This window comes from Mobilicoccus sp., assembly GCF_032060985.1.
Classification (GTDB): domain Bacteria; phylum Actinomycetota; class Actinomycetes; order Actinomycetales; family Dermatophilaceae; genus Mobilicoccus.
In genome coordinates this window covers 85,665-103,077 of the sequence record NZ_DAMBGD010000019.1, presented here as the reverse complement: position 1 = coordinate 103,077, position 17,413 = coordinate 85,665, and the positions used below count along the sequence as shown (strand labels likewise).

17 protein-coding genes are annotated in these 17,413 nt (G+C 71.6%); 5 read left to right on the top strand and 12 right to left on the bottom strand.

Annotated elements, in window-relative coordinates; genetic code table 11:
• Positions 1 to 160: 160 nt before the first annotated feature.
• The gene (locus RT054_RS14065) at positions 161 to 1,132 is read right to left on the bottom strand and encodes a hypothetical protein (RefSeq protein WP_312719958.1); all 972 of its coding nucleotides are present in this window, start codon (positions 1,130 to 1,132) and stop codon (positions 161 to 163) included.
• 387 nt (positions 1,133 to 1,519) lie between these two features.
• Between RT054_RS14065 and RT054_RS14060 the strand changes: the two genes are divergently transcribed.
• Positions 1,520 to 2,488, top strand: coding sequence for an aldo/keto reductase (locus tag RT054_RS14060; RefSeq protein WP_313024709.1), 969 nt, complete (start codon positions 1,520 to 1,522; stop codon positions 2,486 to 2,488).
• 244 nt (positions 2,489 to 2,732) lie between these two features.
• On the opposite strand, the gene RT054_RS14055 is transcribed toward RT054_RS14060, so the two are convergent.
• From RT054_RS14055 to RT054_RS14025, 7 genes are all read right to left on the bottom strand, one after another.
• Positions 2,733 to 3,752 carry a zinc-binding dehydrogenase gene (locus RT054_RS14055; protein WP_313024707.1) on the bottom strand — a complete coding sequence of 340 codons (1,020 nt, stop codon included), beginning with the start codon at positions 3,750 to 3,752 and terminating at the stop codon, positions 2,733 to 2,735.
• A gap of 58 nt (positions 3,753 to 3,810) precedes the next feature.
• Positions 3,811 to 4,107, bottom strand: a complete 297-nt coding sequence (locus RT054_RS14050; protein ID WP_312719964.1) for a 4Fe-4S dicluster domain-containing protein — start codon at positions 4,105 to 4,107, stop codon at positions 3,811 to 3,813.
• A complete protein-coding gene (locus RT054_RS14045; protein WP_313024704.1) occupies positions 4,104 to 5,396 on the bottom strand; it encodes an FAD-dependent oxidoreductase in 1,293 nt (430 codons plus the stop codon). The genes RT054_RS14050 and RT054_RS14045 overlap by 4 nt, the downstream gene beginning before the upstream one ends.
• Positions 5,393 to 6,313: an electron transfer flavoprotein subunit alpha/FixB family protein gene (locus RT054_RS14040; protein WP_313024701.1), complete on the bottom strand. Its 921-nt coding sequence runs from the start codon at positions 6,311 to 6,313 to the stop codon at positions 5,393 to 5,395. Before RT054_RS14040 ends, RT054_RS14045 begins: the two co-directional genes overlap by 4 nt.
• Positions 6,314 to 6,335: 22 nt before the next feature.
• On the bottom strand, positions 6,336 to 7,106 hold the full coding sequence (locus RT054_RS14035) for a hypothetical protein (RefSeq protein WP_313024699.1): 771 nt from the start codon (positions 7,104 to 7,106) through the stop codon (positions 6,336 to 6,338).
• Positions 7,107 to 7,120: 14 nt separating this feature from the next.
• On the bottom strand, positions 7,121 to 8,878 hold the full coding sequence (locus RT054_RS14030) for an oleate hydratase (protein WP_313024695.1): 1,758 nt from the start codon (positions 8,876 to 8,878) through the stop codon (positions 7,121 to 7,123).
• Between the two features lie 112 nt (positions 8,879 to 8,990).
• A complete protein-coding gene (locus RT054_RS14025; RefSeq protein ID WP_312719971.1) occupies positions 8,991 to 9,665 on the bottom strand; it encodes a TetR/AcrR family transcriptional regulator in 675 nt (224 codons plus the stop codon).
• A gap of 142 nt (positions 9,666 to 9,807) precedes the next feature.
• Here RT054_RS14025 and RT054_RS14020 point away from each other — a divergent pair, with 142 nt between their 5' ends.
• Genes RT054_RS14020 through RT054_RS14010 form a run of 3 tightly spaced genes read left to right on the top strand, consistent with a single transcriptional unit; the run spans position 9,808 to position 12,674 of the window.
• Entirely contained in the window at positions 9,808 to 10,971 is a 1,164-nt protein-coding gene (locus RT054_RS14020; protein WP_313024692.1) for an acyl-CoA dehydrogenase family protein, read from the top strand.
• 44 nt (positions 10,972 to 11,015) lie between these two features.
• A complete protein-coding gene (locus RT054_RS14015) occupies positions 11,016 to 11,864 on the top strand; it encodes an SDR family NAD(P)-dependent oxidoreductase (protein ID WP_313024688.1) in 849 nt (282 codons plus the stop codon).
• Positions 11,865 to 11,867: 3 nt separating this feature from the next.
• Positions 11,868 to 12,674, top strand: coding sequence for an enoyl-CoA hydratase/isomerase family protein (locus tag RT054_RS14010; protein WP_313024684.1), 807 nt, complete (start codon positions 11,868 to 11,870; stop codon positions 12,672 to 12,674).
• Positions 12,675 to 12,822: 148 nt separating this feature from the next.
• On the opposite strand, the gene RT054_RS14005 is transcribed toward RT054_RS14010, so the two are convergent.
• The 4 genes from RT054_RS14005 to glp all read right to left on the bottom strand — a co-directional run bounded on the left by RT054_RS14005 (position 12,823) and on the right by glp (position 16,068).
• A complete protein-coding gene (locus RT054_RS14005; protein ID WP_312719976.1) occupies positions 12,823 to 13,476 on the bottom strand; it encodes a GNAT family protein in 654 nt (217 codons plus the stop codon).
• Entirely contained in the window at positions 13,476 to 14,021 is a 546-nt protein-coding gene (locus RT054_RS14000; RefSeq protein WP_396837310.1) for a molybdenum cofactor biosynthesis protein B, read from the bottom strand. The genes RT054_RS14005 and RT054_RS14000 overlap by 1 nt, the downstream gene beginning before the upstream one ends.
• The gene (gene moaC / locus RT054_RS13995; protein WP_396837311.1) at positions 14,018 to 14,470 is read right to left on the bottom strand and encodes a cyclic pyranopterin monophosphate synthase MoaC; all 453 of its coding nucleotides are present in this window, start codon (positions 14,468 to 14,470) and stop codon (positions 14,018 to 14,020) included. Before moaC ends, RT054_RS14000 begins: the two co-directional genes overlap by 4 nt.
• Positions 14,471 to 14,751: 281 nt before the next feature.
• Positions 14,752 to 16,068: a gephyrin-like molybdotransferase Glp gene (gene glp / locus RT054_RS13990; protein WP_313024678.1), complete on the bottom strand. Its 1,317-nt coding sequence runs from the start codon at positions 16,066 to 16,068 to the stop codon at positions 14,752 to 14,754.
• Positions 16,069 to 16,375: 307 nt separating this feature from the next.
• Here glp and RT054_RS13985 point away from each other — a divergent pair, with 307 nt between their 5' ends.
• A complete protein-coding gene (locus RT054_RS13985) occupies positions 16,376 to 17,320 on the top strand; it encodes a 5-formyltetrahydrofolate cyclo-ligase (protein WP_313024676.1) in 945 nt (314 codons plus the stop codon).
• The last annotated feature ends 93 nt before the right edge of the window (positions 17,321 to 17,413 follow it).

Sequence of the window (17,413 nt, the reverse complement as noted above, 5' to 3'; positions counted from 1 at the left end):
GGATTCGAACCCCTGACCTTCTCATTGCGAACGAGACGCGCTACCAACTGCGCCACAGCCCCTGATGCGAGACATCACGATAGCACCCGGCTCGCGATGCTCCGAATCGCCTCGGCGACAGCGGATTCAGGCCCCTGACGACGCGCGATTCACGGGCGCGTCACTGCCCCGAGGCCCGCCCGTAGGCCAGTGCGTCGAGGTCCTCCCATTCGACCTCCACCGGCACCGGGACGTCCTCGATCTCGATCGGCGGGGGCAACGGACGCTCGGCGCGGGCCTTGAGGGTGTAGGTGGGCGGCGGGACGAACACGGGCGCCCAGCCGCTGTCGGCGAGCAGCGGGTCCGAGTCCTCCGCGCGGGCCGCGACGCGCTGGGCGTAGGCCTGCTCGGCGACGACCGACGGCTCGACCTCGCGGGCGTAGTCGAACGGTGCGGGCTCGCCGACGACGACCTCCACCGGCTCGGATGCCGGCGCCCCGGTCGCGACGGAGGTCTCCGCGACCTCGGTCGTCGCCCCCGGTGTGACGGTGGCGGCGACGGGCGCCGCACTGGAACGACGACGGCGGGTCGCCGGGGCATCGCCCGGACGAGCCGACGAGACGACGCGCCGACCTGCGAGGGCGTGCCGCCGCAGGAGCACGAGCAGGAGCCCGGTGGTCGCGAGACCCATGGCCGGCGCGGACCACGTGAGGTGCCCGAGGGCCGCGAACACCGCGGCGACGAGGGTGGTGAGGGCGACGGCCAGCGTGACCGCCGCGCCCAGGCGCGCCCGGCGACGGTAGGCGGCGGCGCGCTCCCGCTCGCGCTCGGCGAGGGCGGCGGCTCCCCCACCGGTACGGGCGATGATGCCGGCTCCCGCCCGCGCCGCGCGGGCTTCGATGGCGGCGCGGGTGGGCTGCGCGCCGCGGTGGAGCCGGACCGAGGAGGTGCTGCGCATGGGAGCGGTACTGGCCTCGAAGGCCTCCGCGCTCTCGCGACGGACGGCACGGCGCTGCAGCACCCGCATGGAGGAGGAGAAACGCTCGACCGTCCTTGCGGTGGCGAGGTATTCGCGTCGGCGGCTCGTATCGACGACGAGATAGGCAGCCCAGACGGCGACGACGGCGACGAAGATCAGGCTGCTTGGCGACACACCCCAACCTTAGGTTCGATCGCCCGGATCGGGGAGGCTGGAACGGGCGTGTCACGCAGAAAATCACAACGATGTAAGTCCTGACGCCGAGGGTCGGGGTCGAACGTTCGTCCTGGTCATGCGCCTGACACGGCCGCCACCCTCCCCCCGGGGCACCCCGTCCCAGCGGTCTGGGCCCCCCGGATCGACCCCCGGTGATCTCGTCCCTCGGACAGGTCCTCGGCGGGCCGTCGAGACCGCCCTGCGCCCCGCTCGGCGACTCCCGTGAGCCGCCCCGGCAGAGCCCCGGCGGGCGTGCGCGGCGGACTCGTCCCCCACCTCGTGGCGGCCTGCCCCGCGTCTCTCCGACCTCGACGGCACGACGTGTCGCCGCTCTAGGGTGACCCCATGGAACAGACCCGCCTCGGTGACTCCGGGCTCCGCGTGAGCCGCCTCGCCCTGGGCTGCATGAGCTACGCCGACGGCTCACGCGGTTTCCACCCCTGGGCCCTCGACGAGGACGCCGCCCAACCGTTCTTCCGACAGGCGGTCGACCTCGGCATCACGTTCTGGGACACCGCGAACGTCTACTCCGGTGGCACCTCCGAGGAGTTCGTCGGCCGGGCGCTCCGGCGCTTCGCCCGCCGCGAGGAGATCGTGCTCGCGACGAAGGTCCACGGCCGCATGCACGACGGGCCCGGCGGCTCGGGGTTGTCCCGCGCGGCGATCATGGAGCAGATCGACGCCTCCCTGCGCCGCCTGGACACCGATTACGTCGACCTCTACCAGATCCACCGTTTCGACCCGGACACCCCGATCGAGGAGACGATGGAGGCCCTTCACGACGTCGTCCGTGCCGGCAAGGCGCGGTACATCGGGGCGTCGTCGATGTGGGCGTGGCAGTTCGTCTCGATGCAGGCGGCGGCCGATCTCGGCGGGTGGACCCGGTTCGTCTCGATGCAGGACCAGTACAACCTCCTCGCCCGTGAGGAGGAGCGCGAGATGCACCCGTACTGCGAGGCCACGGGCATCGGTGTGCTGCCGTGGAGCCCACTCGCGCGGGGTCGCCTCACGCGCCCGTGGGGCGAGAGCACCACCCGCAGCGAGACCGACACGTTCGGCTCGCGTATCTACCTCGACTCCGACGCGGCGATCGTGCGGGCCGTCGCCGCGGTGGCCGCCGAGCGCGGGGTACCCATGGCCCAGATCGCCCTGTCCTGGCTACTGAGCAGGCCCGTCGTCACGGCACCGATCGTCGGGGCGACGAGACCGCACCACCTCACCGACGCCGTCGCGGCCCTCGACCTGCACCTCGACGAGTCCGAGATCGCCCGACTCGAAGAGGCCTACACCCCACGCCTCCCGGCCGGGTTCTGAGCGCGTCCGCACGCTCGCCCAGGCCTCCGGCGACCGCGGAGCTCAGGATCAGGGCCGGACGAGGACCTCGTCCCGGGCTCGGTGAGGTGCTGCCCCCCGGAACGCCCATGGCGGCTGCGGAGTGAGGGCGCCCCGGTGAGGACGGCCCGAGCGCGCAGCGGCCCCGGGGGTATCGCCGACGCATGAGCCCCGATCGACGCCGAGGCTTGCACGCCGCCCGGGTGTGGGCCCACCGAGGCCCGCCTCAGGGGAGGAGGACGAACCGGATGGGGTTGCTCTCCTTGCGGGCCAGCCGCTCGATGACGGCGGGCGCCTCGGTGAGCGGGAACGTGCCGCTGACGCTCGTCGAGAAGTCGACGCGGTGGTACTCGAGCAGGTGGACCAGCTCCCGCACGTGGGTCCCCTCGCTGCCGTAGTTCCCGAGCACTGCCTGGCCCTTGAACGCGAACGTGGTGTCGGACTCGATCTCGAAGCCCTGACCGGCCAGACCGACGACGACGAGACGCCCGTGGACGCCGAGGGCCCGCAGCGCCTGGGTGCGCACCGGACCGACGCCGGCGAAGTCGAACGCCGCGTCCAGTCCCCCGGGGGAGAGCGTGGCGATGACGTCCAAGGCCTCGTCGGGCGAGGCGACGGCGTCGGCGCCGAGGGCGAGCGCGCGGTCGCGCGCGGCGGGCAGCGGGTCGATGGCGATGATCGGGGCGGCGCCGCTCATCCGCAACAGCTGGACGGCGTGCGCTCCGAGTCCACCCAGTCCCCAGACACCGGCGCTCTCGCCCGCGTGGATGTGGGCGGTCGTGCTCACCGCGGCCCAGGGCGTGGACACGGCGTCGGGGATGATGGCCGCCTGCTCGAACGGCAGGGAGTCCGGGATGGGGACGACCGTCTCGGCACGGGCGACCGTGTACTGCGCGTAGCCGCCGTCGTAGTCGACGCCACGCGTGAGGATCCGACCCTCGGGGGTCTGGTGTCCGGCCTGGAGCAAGACGCGGGTCCCGACCTCCGGGCCGGTCACGCCCGGCCCGAGCGAATCGACGATCCCGGCGACCTCGTGGCCGAGGGTGACGACGGACCCCTCGAGGAACTGCGGCGCGATCGAACCGTCGACGAGGTGGACGTCGGACAGGCACACCCCGGCGGCCTTGACGGCGATGCGGATCTCACCCTCACCGGGTTCCGGGATCGGGACGTGCTCGACAGTGACGGTGTGCGCGCTCAGATCGGCGCGCACCGCCGTCATGCCGTTCGCGGTCATGCTGGTCATCGTTGACTCCGTTCCTCGACGTTCGTTCGGCACCGGGACGGACGGCGTCCCGGCGACCTCATCCCTCGCGGTAGGCGACTCCGAAGCCTCCGCGCGGGTAGTGCCACCGCAGCGCCCCGGGCGCCGCGACGGCCAGGCAGGTGCCGCATTCCAGGCACGCGGCGTACTCCACGCCGATGGTGCCGTCGGCCTCCTCCGTGTAGACGTGCGCGGGACAGACGCGCACGAGCAGCCGACCGGTCCCGGTCGCGCGAGCGACCTCCTGGTCGACGACGATGTGACCCTGCTCGTCGTCGACGTCGAAGTGGTCGCGGGCGAGCCGTTGCGGCACCCCTCCCCACGTCTCGCCGTTCACAGCGCCCTCACGGCCGCCAGGCCATCCTTGATGATCATCCGCTTCGTCACCGCCGAGTGGGTCAGGGCTGTCGACGCCGTCGGCAGCAGGTGCCGTCGCGGCGTCGTGTCGAGGTCGTAGACGCCGTACAGGACGTCGCTGAGCAGCGACCCGTAGTCGTGGTAGAGCCGCGGGTTCTCGAAGAAGGCCGGGGCCTTCGCGTAGGTGCGCATGTCGCGGCCCACGAACGACTTCCCGAGCCGTGCCGGATACCCGGCCAGACCCGCCGCGGAGACGTCCCCGCGACGCAGTGCCTCGTCGATGGCGGTGGCCGCCGCGATACCGGAACCCGCGGCCAGATCCATGCCCCGCACCGTGAACCCGGTGTTGAGGGTGAGACCCGCGGCATCCCCGACGACGACCAGGCCGGGTCGCACCAGGTCGGACATGCCGTGCAGGCCGCCCTCCGCGATGAGGTGGCAGCCGTATTCCTGCAGCTCCCCGTCGCGCAGGAACCGCGCGATCATGGGGTGTTCCAGGAACGCGTCGTGCACCTGCGAGGAGCCGAGCCCCGACCGGGTCAGGTCGTCCAGGCGGAGGACCACGCCGACGGAGAGCGAGTCGAGGTTGGTGTAGAGGAACCCGCCGCCGCCGACGCCGCGGGTCGCGTCGCCGACCACGGCGTAGGCGGCACCCTCGTCTCCCGTGAGCCCGAACCGCTCCTCGATCGTCGTGCGCGGGAGACCGATCACCGACTTCACCCCGACAGCGAGGTGGTGCTGCGGCGGGGCGGTGGCGATGCCGGCCTCCCGGCACAGGAACGAGTTGACCCCGTCGGCCGCGACGACGACCCGGGCCCGCAACTCGTCCTCGCCGGCGCGGATGCCGACGACTCGAGCGCCGTCCCGCAGCAGGGCGTCCACCCGGATGCCGGGCATGACCGTGACGCCCCGCTCCTCCGCCTGGGCGACGAGCCACGGGTCGAGCTTGGCGCGCAGCACCGTCACCGCGTTGGTGGGGTCGGCGAGCCGGTCGTCGTGGTAGTCGACGTTGACGTGCGACGTCGGCGTGAGGAAGCTCAGGCAGTTGCGGGTCACCCGCCGCTCGAGCGGTGCCTCCTCGAGGAAGGCCGGGTAGACCTGCTCCATCACGCGGCTGTAGAGGACCCCACCGGAGAGGTTCTTGGCGCCCGGCTCGGCGCCGCGCTCGACGAGCAGGACCTCGTGGCCGAGGGCGGCGAGGCGGTAGGCCGTGACGGAGCCGGCGATCCCGGCGCCGACGACGATGACCTCGAAGTCGACGTCGCTCATGTCGTCGCCCCGGTCAAGGCCCTGGTGAGGGCGGGGACGACGGCGTAGAGGTCACCGACGATGCCGTAGTCGCACTCGGCGAAGAAGGGGGCCGATTCGTCGGTGTTGACGACGACGACCGTGTCCGATCCACGCATGCCGCAGGTGTGCTGCAGCTGCCCCGAGATGCCGAGGGCCAGATACAGCCCGGGGGCGACGTCCTGCCCGGACACCCCGATGTACCGGTCCCGCGGCAGCCAGTCGAGACCCTCGGCGAGCGGACGCGAACATGCGACCTCGGCGCCGAGAGCACCGGCCAGGTCCTCGACGAGGGCCATGTCCGCGCCACTGCGAAGCCCACGGCCGATCGCGACGACCTTCGCGGCCGAGCCCAGCTCGACGTGATCGTGCGGGGCCGGGGACTCGCTCGACAGCGTCAGTCCCAGCGGGTTCGCGGGGACCTCCTGCACGGGGACGCCCTCGCCCGGGGGCAGCGCGGCGCCGCCGTCGACCAACAGTGCGAGCGCACCGTCGCCGGTGAGATCCTCGGTGGCGATGCCCCCGCACAGGACGCGGGTGATCACCGGGTGGCCGTCGGCGACGGCGATGGTGTCGACGCCGGTGATCATCGGCGCGTCCAGCGCGGCGGCGCAGGCGCCGAGGAGGATCCGGTCGGCGCTGCGGTCGGGGGCCAGGACGAGCGCGGGGTGCAGATCGGCGACCGCCGCGGCCACGTCTCCGGCGAGGGCCTCGACCGGGACGTCGGACGCGCGCTCGACGAAGACGATCCGCTCGGCCGGCGCCCCACCGATCTCGGCGAGGGTGTCACGGGTGCCGGCGAGCACGATGACGGGCGGGCCTCCCGCCGAGACGGCCAGCTCACAGGCGTGCGCGAGCTGCGCGTGATCGGCGGCAACCACCACAACGGTGTGGCTCATGTCGTTCTCCTCCATCCCCCGCTCACAGCACGCCGTCGGCACGGAGTGCGTCGACGAGCTGTCGGGCGGCGGCATCCGGGTCGGCGGCATCGATGCGTCGACCCTTGCGGGCGGTCAGGTGGGGCCTGCTGCGGCCGATCACCTCGGGGTGGGCGGCGGCGACGTCCAGCGATTCCACGCCGAGATCGTCGACCGGCCGCTTGCCGGCGGCGAGGATGTCCTTCATGCCGGGCACGCGGGCCGTCGCGGCGTCCGTCGCGACGGAGAGGACGGCCGGGGTCGCGCACCGCAGCTCCTGCTCACCGGTGGGCAGAGACCGCGTGACGAGGACGGCGGCGCCGTCCGTCCGCACCTGCCCGACGTCGTTGAGCACGGGCCAACCGAGCCGTCCGCCCAGCAGTGCCGGGACGATGTTGGCGGCCACGTCGACCGACGAGCCGCCGGTCACCACGAGGTCGACCCCGCCCATCCGGCGGACGGCGGCGGCGAGCAGCGCCGCCGTCCGCGACACGTCGAGCAGGTCGATGTCCTCTCCGGTCACCACCACGAGGCGGTCGAGCCCGCGGGAGAGAGCCGCCTTGCGAGCCAGGGTGGACCCGGCGCACGGCGTCCCGACGGTGAGCCCGACGAGTTCGCTCCCGGTCGCGTCGGCGAGGCCGCGACCGACCTCGATGGCGACCGGGTCGTATTCCGACAGTCCGGCCTTCGCGCGCGACCAGTCGATGACGCCGTCGGGGGTGACGGTCGCATCGGCCGGGTTGGCCGCCCACTTGTAGGCCACCACGATTCGCATGGCGTCCTCCTTCGTCAGCGTGCCTGGCCGGCCAGCTGCCGCGGCGCGGCGCCGTCCGTCGCCGCCTGCGGGAACAGGTCGGCGTAGTACGAGTGCTGGGCGACTCGAGCCACCACGGGCTCCAGCGGCAGCGGCTTGTCGTCGTTCAGCGCCCGGGCGGCGGCGGCCAGGTAGCGGATGTCGTACTGCTTGGTGACGAACTCCGGTGCCTTCTTGGGCAGGCCGAGCAGCTGGTAGATGCCCTCCTCACCCGTGCGGATGGCGCTGTCGAGGGTGAACGAGCAGTCCTGGGCCGTCTCGACGAACTCACCCATGAAGGCGAGGTTGACGCTGCCCTCGGGCACGGCCTCGGGCCGGTCGCCGTTGCGGCGGACCTGGAAGAACGACGTGATGTACGGGAGCATCGTCGGGATGTTGATGCTGTTCGCCAGCACGTCGTCCCAGCTGTCGAGGATGCCGAGGTGGTAGCACAGCTCCCGCAGGATCTCCTCGCCGGTGCACTCCGGCATCGTCTTCTCGACGTGGTCGCCGACCGTGTCCATGAGCAGCCCGTAACCCCAGATGACGACGACGTCCTCGGGCTGGTCGGGGAACTGCGGCTGGCGGTTCACCGTGAAGCTGAGCAGCCAGGACGAGTCGGTGACGGTGATGATGCCGCCGGTCGTGGTCTTGCGCGCGAACGGGTCGCGGCCGCTCAGCTGCTCGATCTTGTCGGTCAGGGCCGACTTCCTGGCGGTGATCGTGAACGACTCCCACGACGTCTTCGCCACGTCGGAGCAGAACACGTCCGGGCGTCCGAACGAGGGGTCCTTCGCGGCCAGGGTGCGCCACAGGTTCCAGCATCCACCGTGCTCCTCGGTGATGGTCGGGGGCACCGTGGCCATGTCGCCGTAGCCCGTCGACTCGGTGAGCGAGCCGTTGGTGACGAGGACCAGGTCGCGCTCGTCGACCTCGATGGTGCGCGGCTCGCCGTTCTGCTCGAGCCGGATGGCGGTGACGACCTTGCGCTGCGGCGTGATGTCCATGTCGAGGTCGAGGACGTTGGCGCCGTACTCGAACCGGACGCCCTTGCTCAGCAGCAGGTCGCGCAGCGGCTTGATGAACGCGTCGTACTGGTTGTACTTGCAGAACTTCACGACCGACATGTCCTTGAAGCCCGGGAAGCAGTGCACGAACCGGTGCATGTAGCGCTTGACCTCGATGAGGCTCTCCCAGTCGTGGAAGGCGAACATCGTGCGCCAGAACATCCAGAAGTTGCTCTGGAGGAAGCCGGGGCTGAAGTACTGGTCGATGGCGAGGCCCTGCAAGGCGTTCTCGTCGGCCATGAACAGCTTGATGATCTCCATCTGTTGGGCGCGGTCCAGCCCGAACGAGGAGTTGTCCTGCGGCTCGCCCTGGTTGTGCATGAGGCGGCAGTTCGAGTAGTTGGGGTCGATGTCATCGATGTGGTGGAACTCGTCGAGCACCGAGTAGCCCTCGCCCATCTCGAAGGCGGGGACGTCCTGGAACAGGTCCCAGAAGCAGTTGTAGTCGGTCTCCATCTTCCGGCCGCCGCGCAGGACATAGCCCGTCTCGGCGTTGCCCGCACCGTCGATACCGCCGCCGGCGACCTGGTTCATCTCCAGGATCGTGATGTTCTCGCCCGGCATCTTGGCGTCGCGGATGGCGACGAAGGCGGCGGCGAGGGCGGCGAGGCCGCCGCCGACGAGGTACACCTTGCGCGTGTCGACGTCCTCGGGGGCGAGCGGGCGGAACCGGTCGTAGTAGGTCATGGGGGGGTCTCCTTCGAGCGGGGAGAGCATCCATTCTGGAGTGCGCTCGGTTTGAAGCGTACTCCGTTATTCGACCCCCGCAATCCCCTGAGGTCTCGCGGTTCTCGCGGCCCTAGCCGCCGGCGGCGGAGGGCCGGGATCCGCCGCCGGGCTGGCCGAGCAACCCGTTGAGCACGAGGTCGACGTGCTGACGCAGGGCCGTGTGGACATCGCGTCGACACTGGGCGCCGAGCGTCATCCCGGCGATCTCCAGGGAGAGTGACGACCACAACAGGCGGCCCGCCTCCCGGGGCGTGATGCCGAACCGCAGTGGTCGATCGGGGGCCGTGGCGAGGATCGCGCCGAGCTGTTCCTCGAACGAGGCGAGCGTGGCCATGGCCTCCCGCCGGTAGGGTCCGTCGGCGCCGAAGAAGATGCCCTGGTAGTAGTGCGTGAAGTTCGCAGGATGACGAACGGCCACGTCGATGAAGGGTTCCAGGAGCTGGCAGATCTGGTCGATCACCGACAGGCGACCGTCGGTCAGCCCCCTCCCCTCGGCCAGGATCTCCTTGACCCGCCGACCGATCATGTCGTTGCCCGCCATGAGCAGCAGCTCCTCCTTGCTCTGGGCATAGCGGAAGAGGGTGCCCACCGACACGTCGGCGCGGTCGGCCACCTGCTGGGTGGTCACGTCGTCGAAGTCGGAGGCATGGAAGAGGTCGACGACCGCGTCGAGGATGCGGCGCTGCTTGTCGGCCTTGTTGCGATCGCGCCGCCCGAGTGCCGGCCCTGGAGAAGAGGTGCTCACGCCGGGGAAGTCTACGCACCGAAGGGCCGGGGACCCTTGCGGAGCACGCTCCGTCCGGAATACAGTCCAAAATGAGCGGACTACGGTTCGACGGCACGGGTCGTCGGTGCTCCGCCCACTTCTCGACGCTAGGACGGGTCCGATGTGGTACCTCAACGATGAACGCACCCTGATGCGCGACGCGACGCGCGACTTCGTCGATCAGGAGGTGCGCCCCAAGGCTCTGGAGATCGATCGCGCCGACCGGTTCCCGATGGAGCTGTTCAAGCGGGCCGGCGAGCTGGGACTGCTCGGGATCACGGTGCCCGAGCAGTACGGCGGCCTGGGCAGCGACTACACCACGCTCGCGATCGTGATGGAGGAGATCGCCAAGGCCTCACCGGTGCTCTGCGTGGCCATGGGCGCACACAGCCAGCTCGCGGGCGGGATGCTGCGGATGCTCGGCACCGAGGAGCAGAAGCAGCGCTACCTCGTGCCGGCCGCCACCGGCGAGATCATCCTCGCCTGCGGCTCCACCGAGTCGGCGGGGGGTGCGGACCACGAGGAGCACTCGACCCGGGCCGTCCTCGACGGGGACGAGTGGGTGATCAACGGCGGCAAGGTGCTCATCAGCAACATCGGGGTCGCGGATGTCTACATCGTCTTGGCGATCACCGCCGACCACGTCGACCCGGTGACCAAGACCGGGTTCAGTGCGTTCATCGTCCCCGCCGACACCCCCGGCCTCGAGATCGGCTCGGCCGAGCACAAGCTGGGCTGGCACGGGTCCGCGACAGGCAGCATCTCCTTCCGAGACATGCGCCTGCCCAAGGACGCCATCCTCGGCCCGCAGGACGGCTGCATGCAGGCGATGTTCGTCTCGGCGACCGACGAGTTCCTCACCTGCGGCCCGGTCGGGCTGGGCATCGCCGAGGGCGCCTACGAGATGGCCTTCACCTACTCCATGCAGCGGGTCCAGCACGGCCAGCCGATGTACGACCGCTTCCAGGTGACCCGGCACAAGCTCGCGCACATGTGGATGGACATCGAGGAGCTCCGCGGCCTCGTCTACAGCGTGCACGCCGAGCGCGACGCCGGTGACCTGCAGCTCGCCCAGGGCCGGATGCTCAAGATCCGCGGCTCCGAGATCTCCGAGCGGGTCGCCCGCGACGCCATCCAGCTGTACGGCGGCCTCGGCACGATCGTCGAGACCGGCGTGGAGCGGTACTGGCGCGACGCGAAGGTGCTCGCGATCGGCGGCGCCTCCGTCGAGGCGATGCAGGAGGAGATCACCCAGCTTCTCAAGGCCCCGGCCGGCGCCCACTGACTCGGGCCTTCGAGCCTGTCGAAACCCACACGAGGGAGGACACGATGGAGCACAAGGACAAGGTCGTCGTCATCACGGGCGCGGCGAACGGGATCGGCGCCCAGCTGGCGCGCGACTACGCCGCCGAGGGCGCGACGCTGGCGCTCGCGGACATCGACGAGCCGAACCTGACCGCAGTGGCGCAGGAGCTGACGGCCGACGGGGTGCGGCTGATCAGCGAGGTCGTGGATGTCGCCGACGCCGATGCGGTCGCCGCGTTCGCCGAGACCACCTACGAGGCGTTCGGCCGCGTGGACTACTGCTTCAGCAACGCGGGAGTGATCTCGGTCGGCGCCATCTGGGAGGAACCGCTGCCGGACTGGGAGTGGCTCTGGGGCACCAACGTCATGGGGACCGTGCACATGATCCACGCCTTCATCCCGCGGATGACGGCGCAGGGCGAGGAATCGCACTTCATCACCACGGCGTCCATCGCCGGCCTGCTGACCGTGGAGAACTCGCCGAGCTACGTCGCGAGCAAGTTCGCCGCCCTGTCCCTGACCGAGGTCCTCGAGTTGCAGCTCCAGGACGCGGGCTCGCCGGTGAAGGCACACGCGATCTGCCCCGGCATCGTCAAGACCGACCTGATGAACTGCCCTCGGCACCGTCGCCCCGGCACCTGGGACCCCGACGACCCGTACTTCGGCTCCGCGGACTTCACGAAGCGACTCGCGGCCGCGACGATGAGCATGGAGCAGGTGGGGATCCCGGTCGAGGAGGCCGTCCGCACGATCATCCAGGGGGTCGACGACGGGACGTTCTACATCCTCACGCACCCCGCCTACAACCCCGCCATCGTCGGCCGCACCCAGGGCATCGTCGACGGCGTCCGGCCGAGCAAGGTGCGGCGGTGAGCCATGTATCCCTACGAGAAGGCCTATGACCACGTCGTGACCTCGACGACGGAGCAGCACATCACGACGATCACGCTCGACTGCGCGGAGAACTGGAACCGCATCAGCGAACAGACCATCGACGAGCTCACCGCGGCGTTGCAACAGGCCGCGTGGGACCAGGACGTCCGCGCCGTGGTCTTGACCGGCACCGGCCCGGTGAGCTTCGGGGCCGGCGATCTCTCGGTGATCCGCACCAAGCTGGCGAAGAACCTCGTCGAGGCCCGCCAGGTGATGGCCGAGATCGGGGCCATGGTGAAGCTGATGTACGCGATGCCCAAGCCGATCATCGGCGTCGCCGAGGGCGCGTGCATGGGTGGTGGCGCCAACCTGCTGCTGAGCTGCGACATCGTGATCGTCGGCGCGGGCGCGAGCTTCCAGGAGGTGTTCTGCGACTACGCGCTCAGCCCCGACACGGGCGGGCTGTGGGCGTTGCAGCGGCTCGTCGGGCCGATGCAGGCGAAGGTGCTCGCGTTCACGGGGGAGATCGTGTCCGCCGAGCGGGCCAAGGACCTCGGGATGGTCTATGACGTGGCCGAGGCCGGCACGGCCATGGACGCCGCGCGGGCGTTGGCGGCGACGATCGCGTCGAAGTCTCCGCTGGGCATCGGCCACGCGAAGATGCTGTCGAACCGGTTGCACGACTACACCCTCGACACCTACTTCCAGGCCGAAGCCGACTACCTGGCCCTCGGAGCATTGAGCTCGGACTTCAAGGAGGTCCTCGCGGCCGGGGCGGCGAAGCGGGCGCCGGAGTTCAAGGGGTATTGACCCACCACCGCTCGCGCCGGGTGCGAGGCCGCTGACGTCGCGCACCGACCCGATCGTGTCGCCGCGGCCACCCGCTGTCTCAGCGGGTGGCCGTGGCGTCGGAGGGTGATCATGGCGTCATCACGGCGACGGGGCGACGACGCGGGCCTCAGGCGCCTCGCGCCGCCTCGGGGGTCGGGGGCGTCGGCGGCGTCTCACGGCGGGTCGCGTTCCAGGCCGCGACGAGGGATCCACCCGCGAGGTCCTCGGTCGTCAGGGCGAACGAGCGGTGGTCGCGCCAGGCCCCGTCGATGTGCAGGAGGCGGCGGCGGACGCCCTCCTCGCGGAACCCGAGCTTCTCGACCACCCGCAGGCTCGGCGTGTTCTCGGGGCGGATGTCGACCTCGACGCGATGGAGACCGAGGCCGTAGAAGGCGTGGTCGACGAGGGCGGCAAGGCAGGCGGGTGCGATGCCGCGTCCGGCCATGTCCTGCGAGACCCAGTACCCGGCGCTGCCGCTGCGCAGGGATCCCCACGCGATGTTGAACAGATGCATCTGTCCGACGAGCCGGCCGCCGACCTCGATGACGAACGGCTGCATGCGTCCGGCCTGCGCCTCGGTGTCGTAGCGGCGCACGAGATGTCGGAACTTGACGTGACCGAGGTGATCGGGGTTGGTCGCCTCCCACGGCGACAGCCACGTGCGGTTGCGGATACGCAGGTGTTCCCATTCGGCACGGTCGCGGGTGCGGAGGGCGCGCATGACGCGGTCGGGCTCTCCGGGCGTGCGGATCGTGAGGATGCTCGGCCAGAGTCCCGCCATCAGTGGTCGCCACCTCGCAGCTGGTCGACGGCGTGTGTCACGACGTCCTCGAGGACGTCGAGCGCGTCTCGCACTCCCCCCGTGGAACCGGGGAGGTTGACGACGAGTGTGCCACCGACCACGCCGGCGAGGCCGCGGGAGAGCATCGCCGTCGGAACTCCTTTCGCGATCCCGGCCGCCCGGATGGCCTCCCCGATGCCCGGTACCTCCGCCTCGAGGAGTGGGCGGGTGACCTCAGGGGTGCGGTCGTCGGGGCGCAGGCCCGTGCCGCCGGTGGTGACGAGGAGGTCGGGCTCCGCCGCAAGGGCGATCTTCATCGCCGCTCCGGTGGCCTCGCCGTCGGAGACGACGACGGCGTCGGGGGTCTCGAACCCCCACGCCCGCAGCCGGTCCACGACGATCGCGCCGGACCGGTCCTCGTAGAGCCCCGCCGCCGCACGCGTCGAGGCGGTGACGACGACGGCCCGGCGGACGGAGTCGACGTCCTCGGCGGGGATGCGGGCGAAGTCGTCGCGGCCGGCGGGCTGTGCACTCACGTCGCTCATGATTCCCGCCAATCACCCGACCGCCCACCGGACTTCGCCGTGACCCGGATGTCGGTGATCCGTGCGTGCCGGTCGACCGCCTTGATCATGTCGACCAGCGCGAGGGCGGCCACGCTCACGCAGGTGAGGGCCTCCATCTCGATCCCGGTGCGGTCGGCCGTGCGGACGGTCGCGGTGATGTCGACACCGTGGTCGGCGACCACCAGGTCGACGGAGACCGCGTGCACCGCGATCGGGTGGGCGAGCGGCACGAGGTCGGGGGTGCGTTTGGCCGCCTGGATGCCGGCGATCCGCGCGACGGCGAGGGCGTCGCCCTTCGGGATGGTGCCTCCGCGCAGTGCCTCGACCGCAACCTCGGACACCAGGACCCGACCCGCCGCGCTCGCCTCCCGCGCGGTCACGGCCTTGGCGGTCACGTCGACCATGTGCGCGGTTCCGTCGGCGCGCACGTGCGTGAGCCGCGGGCTGCTCTCCGGAGCGTCGGCGCCGCGCCCCGAGGACGCCTCGCGCGTCTCGTCGGTCGAGCCCGTGTCGGATGCCGAGGCCTGGTCACGCGTCGGCGAGGACACGTCGGGGGTACCACTGTGCGCCGGTGTCTCGTGCGGCGCGGGGGCCGGTGGAACGGTCTGCACGTCCGGCGTCCCGGTCGATGCGGTCGGCGTCGGGGACGACGGGTCCCGTGCCTCGAGAGCCACGCCGTCGTGGGGGCCGGGCGGGGTGATCGGGGTAGTCACCCGGCAGATCCTGCCGCAGTGAGCGCCGCGGCACCGAACCAGGGGCGGCCCGCGGTCTCACCGGCGGTGGCGACGTGGACGTGGTCACCGGGGTTGGTGCCGTCGAGTCCGAGGACGAGGATCTCGTCCCCTGCCTCGACCTGCGTGACTTCGGGGGGCACGACCGCGAGTCCGTGCGCGTCGGCGAGGCTGCCGAGCACGTGGGAGCCCTGTCCCCCGGCGAGCCGCACCCGGAGCTGCTCGGAGTCGTGGGAGGTGACGACGACGCGCGCGAACTGGGTTTTGGCGGCAGGGGACCGGAACCCCTCGTCGGCGCGGGCGATGACCGGCGCCGTCTCGAACGGCGCTCGACCGGCCATGCGGCGGAGTGCGGGCGCGACGAACACCTCGAACGACACGAGGGAACTCACGGGGTTGCCGGGCAGGGTGAACACGGGGACGGCCTCCGCCCCGAGGACGCCGAAACCCTGCGGCTTGCCCGGCTGCATCGCGACGCGGTCGAACTGCACCGTGCCGAGTTCGGAGAGCACGGCCTTGACCGCGTCGTAGGCGCCCATGCTCACGCCGCCGGTCGTGACGATCGCGTCGGCGCGGGAGAGTTGCTGACGAAGGACGCGAGCGACGGTGTCGGGCTCGTCGGCGACCCCGCCGACGCGACTCGCGACGACGCCGAGGTCCCGGGCCGCGGCGGCGAGCATCGGGCCGTTGCTGTCGACGACCTGCCCGAACCCGGGCACCGACCCCGGCGGGATGAGTTCGTCGCCGGTGCTCACGACGACGACCCGGGGCAGCGGGACGACGAGGGCGTCCCCGTGTCCGACGGCGGCGGCGAGGGCGAGCTGACGAGGTCCGAGGCGTGTGCCCGCCCGGAGCACGACCTGTCCCTCGCCGACGTCCTCCCCCCGGGCGCGGATGTGTGCTCCGTGCGCGGCGCCGTGGTGGATGGCCACCCGCACGACACCGCCGTCCGACTGCTCGACGGGCACGACGGCGTCGGCGCCCTCGGGCACGGGGGCGCCGGTCATGATGCGGAAGGAATGCCCGGCGCGGAGTCGGTGGCGGGTCGTGTCACCGGCCGCGATGTCGCCGTCGACCGGCAGATGGACGGGCGAGGACTCGGACGCACCCTCGGTGTCGGAGGCGAGGAGGGCGTACCCGTCCATCGCCGAGTTGTCGAAACCCGGCAACGAGACGCGACTGCGCAGATCCTCGGCGAGCACGCACCCCTGCGCGCCGTCCAGAGCCCGCCGGGTGGCGGGAAGGGGACGCACCGTCGCGAGGATCCGAGCGAGGTGCTCCTCGACCGCGATCATGTCGCCGCCCGCCTCACGTGCGCCCTGGGCGCCCGGGCGGCCGACGCGCCATCCCTCACCGACCACATGCGAAGACGATACCGGCACGCGCCCTCGCCCTCGATCGCGTTCACCGCCCGGCACCCCGAGCTCCGGTCTCGGGTCCGCGCGCAGGAACGGGGGAAGGGATGCCGCTGAGGCTGTGCCCACGTGGTCGCGATGGCAGCCCCCTCACCGCATCCTTCCCTGCGTTCTCGGCGCCGGGACCTCCCATGAGGCGGGCAGGGTCGTGGCGGCGCGCGGAGACCGGGTCGGGGAGACTGTCGTCATGAGCGACGCATCGGGAGGACGCGTGGGGGGTCACACCGCGCCCGGCACCGTGCCGACGAAGGCCGAGGTGCGGCGGCGGATCCGGGCGGCGCGGGTGGCGCGCCGACGCGAGGTCCGATCCGACGAACGGGAGCGCGCAGCGATCGCCGCGGCGGTGCTCGCTCACCTCGACGCGTGTCCCCAGGCCCGGGCCGCCGGGTGGGGGGGCCCGAGCGCGGTGGTCGCGGTGTTCCGCTCGACACCGAGCGAGCCCGACACCTCCGCGCTCATCGACGCCCTCCACGATCGCGGCGTCCGGGTCCTCGTCCCCCGCACCCGCGAGGACCTCAGCCTCGATTGGCATGAGCTCCTCCCCCCGACGGCCCGGACCGGGAACGACCGCCGCACGCCCGTCACCAGCGACGATGCGTCGCGCATGGAGGATGACCGCGACACCCGGACCGGGGCGGCAGGCGACACCGCCGACGAGCCGGGCCACACGAGGAGCCGCGAGGCCGGAGGCGCGACCCGGGATGACAGGGGCGGCGAGATCGGAGACACCGCCGTCGACGTGGGGAGCGCGGCGAGCCGCATGTCGGGGCGTGTCACCGAGGACGTCCATGACGCGACGGAGCACGGGCGCGACGGGTACGGCGACGGTCGGGCGGAGCTGCCGACGGCCGAGGACGCCGACGAGGAGGGGCCGGCGCTCGGCCTCGACGCGGTGGCCGACATCACGGCGATGATCCTGCCGGGGATCGCCGTCGACCTGCGCGGTCACCGCCTCGGGCAGGGGGGCGGCTGTTACGACCGCACCCTGCCGCGGATGCGACCCGACACCTGCCGCGCGGTGCTGCTGTTCGACGACGAGGTGCTCGAGTCCGTGCCCTCCGGGGACCATGACCGACCCGTTCCCGCGGTCGTCACCCCTGTGGCGGGGTGGCGTCGGCTCGGGGGCGCGTGACACCTCGAGCCGCCTCCCGGTCGGTCGACGGGTGGGAATGCGGGGGCCCCCGCCGCCCTTACACTGCACGAGCGATCCACCGGAAGAGGAGCC

Bases quoted from the DNA above. Each gene is read 5' to 3' on its own strand.
- RT054_RS14010 (WP_313024684.1), top strand. From the start codon at position 11,868: ATGTATCCCTACGAGAAGGCCTATGACCACGTCGTGACCTCGACGACG.
- RT054_RS14000 (WP_396837310.1), bottom strand. From the start codon at position 14,021: ATGAGCGACGTGAGTGCACAGCCCGCCGGCCGCGACGACTTCGCCCGC.
- glp (WP_313024678.1), bottom strand. From the start codon at position 16,068: ATGATCGCGGTCGAGGAGCACCTCGCTCGGATCCTCGCGACGGTGCGT.
- RT054_RS14015 (WP_313024688.1), top strand. From the start codon at position 11,016: ATGGAGCACAAGGACAAGGTCGTCGTCATCACGGGCGCGGCGAACGGG.
- RT054_RS14005 (WP_312719976.1), bottom strand. From the start codon at position 13,476: ATGGCGGGACTCTGGCCGAGCATCCTCACGATCCGCACGCCCGGAGAG.
- RT054_RS14040 (WP_313024701.1), bottom strand. From the start codon at position 6,313: ATGAGCCACACCGTTGTGGTGGTTGCCGCCGATCACGCGCAGCTCGCG.
- RT054_RS14035 (WP_313024699.1), bottom strand. From the start codon at position 7,106: ATGCGAATCGTGGTGGCCTACAAGTGGGCGGCCAACCCGGCCGATGCG.
- RT054_RS14055 (WP_313024707.1), bottom strand. From the start codon at position 3,752: ATGACCAGCATGACCGCGAACGGCATGACGGCGGTGCGCGCCGATCTG.
- RT054_RS14020 (WP_313024692.1), top strand. From the start codon at position 9,808: ATGTGGTACCTCAACGATGAACGCACCCTGATGCGCGACGCGACGCGC.
- RT054_RS14060 (WP_313024709.1), top strand. From the start codon at position 1,520: ATGGAACAGACCCGCCTCGGTGACTCCGGGCTCCGCGTGAGCCGCCTC.
- RT054_RS14045 (WP_313024704.1), bottom strand. From the start codon at position 5,396: ATGAGCGACGTCGACTTCGAGGTCATCGTCGTCGGCGCCGGGATCGCC.
- RT054_RS14030 (WP_313024695.1), bottom strand. From the start codon at position 8,878: ATGACCTACTACGACCGGTTCCGCCCGCTCGCCCCCGAGGACGTCGAC.
- RT054_RS13985 (WP_313024676.1), top strand. From the start codon at position 16,376: ATGAGCGACGCATCGGGAGGACGCGTGGGGGGTCACACCGCGCCCGGC.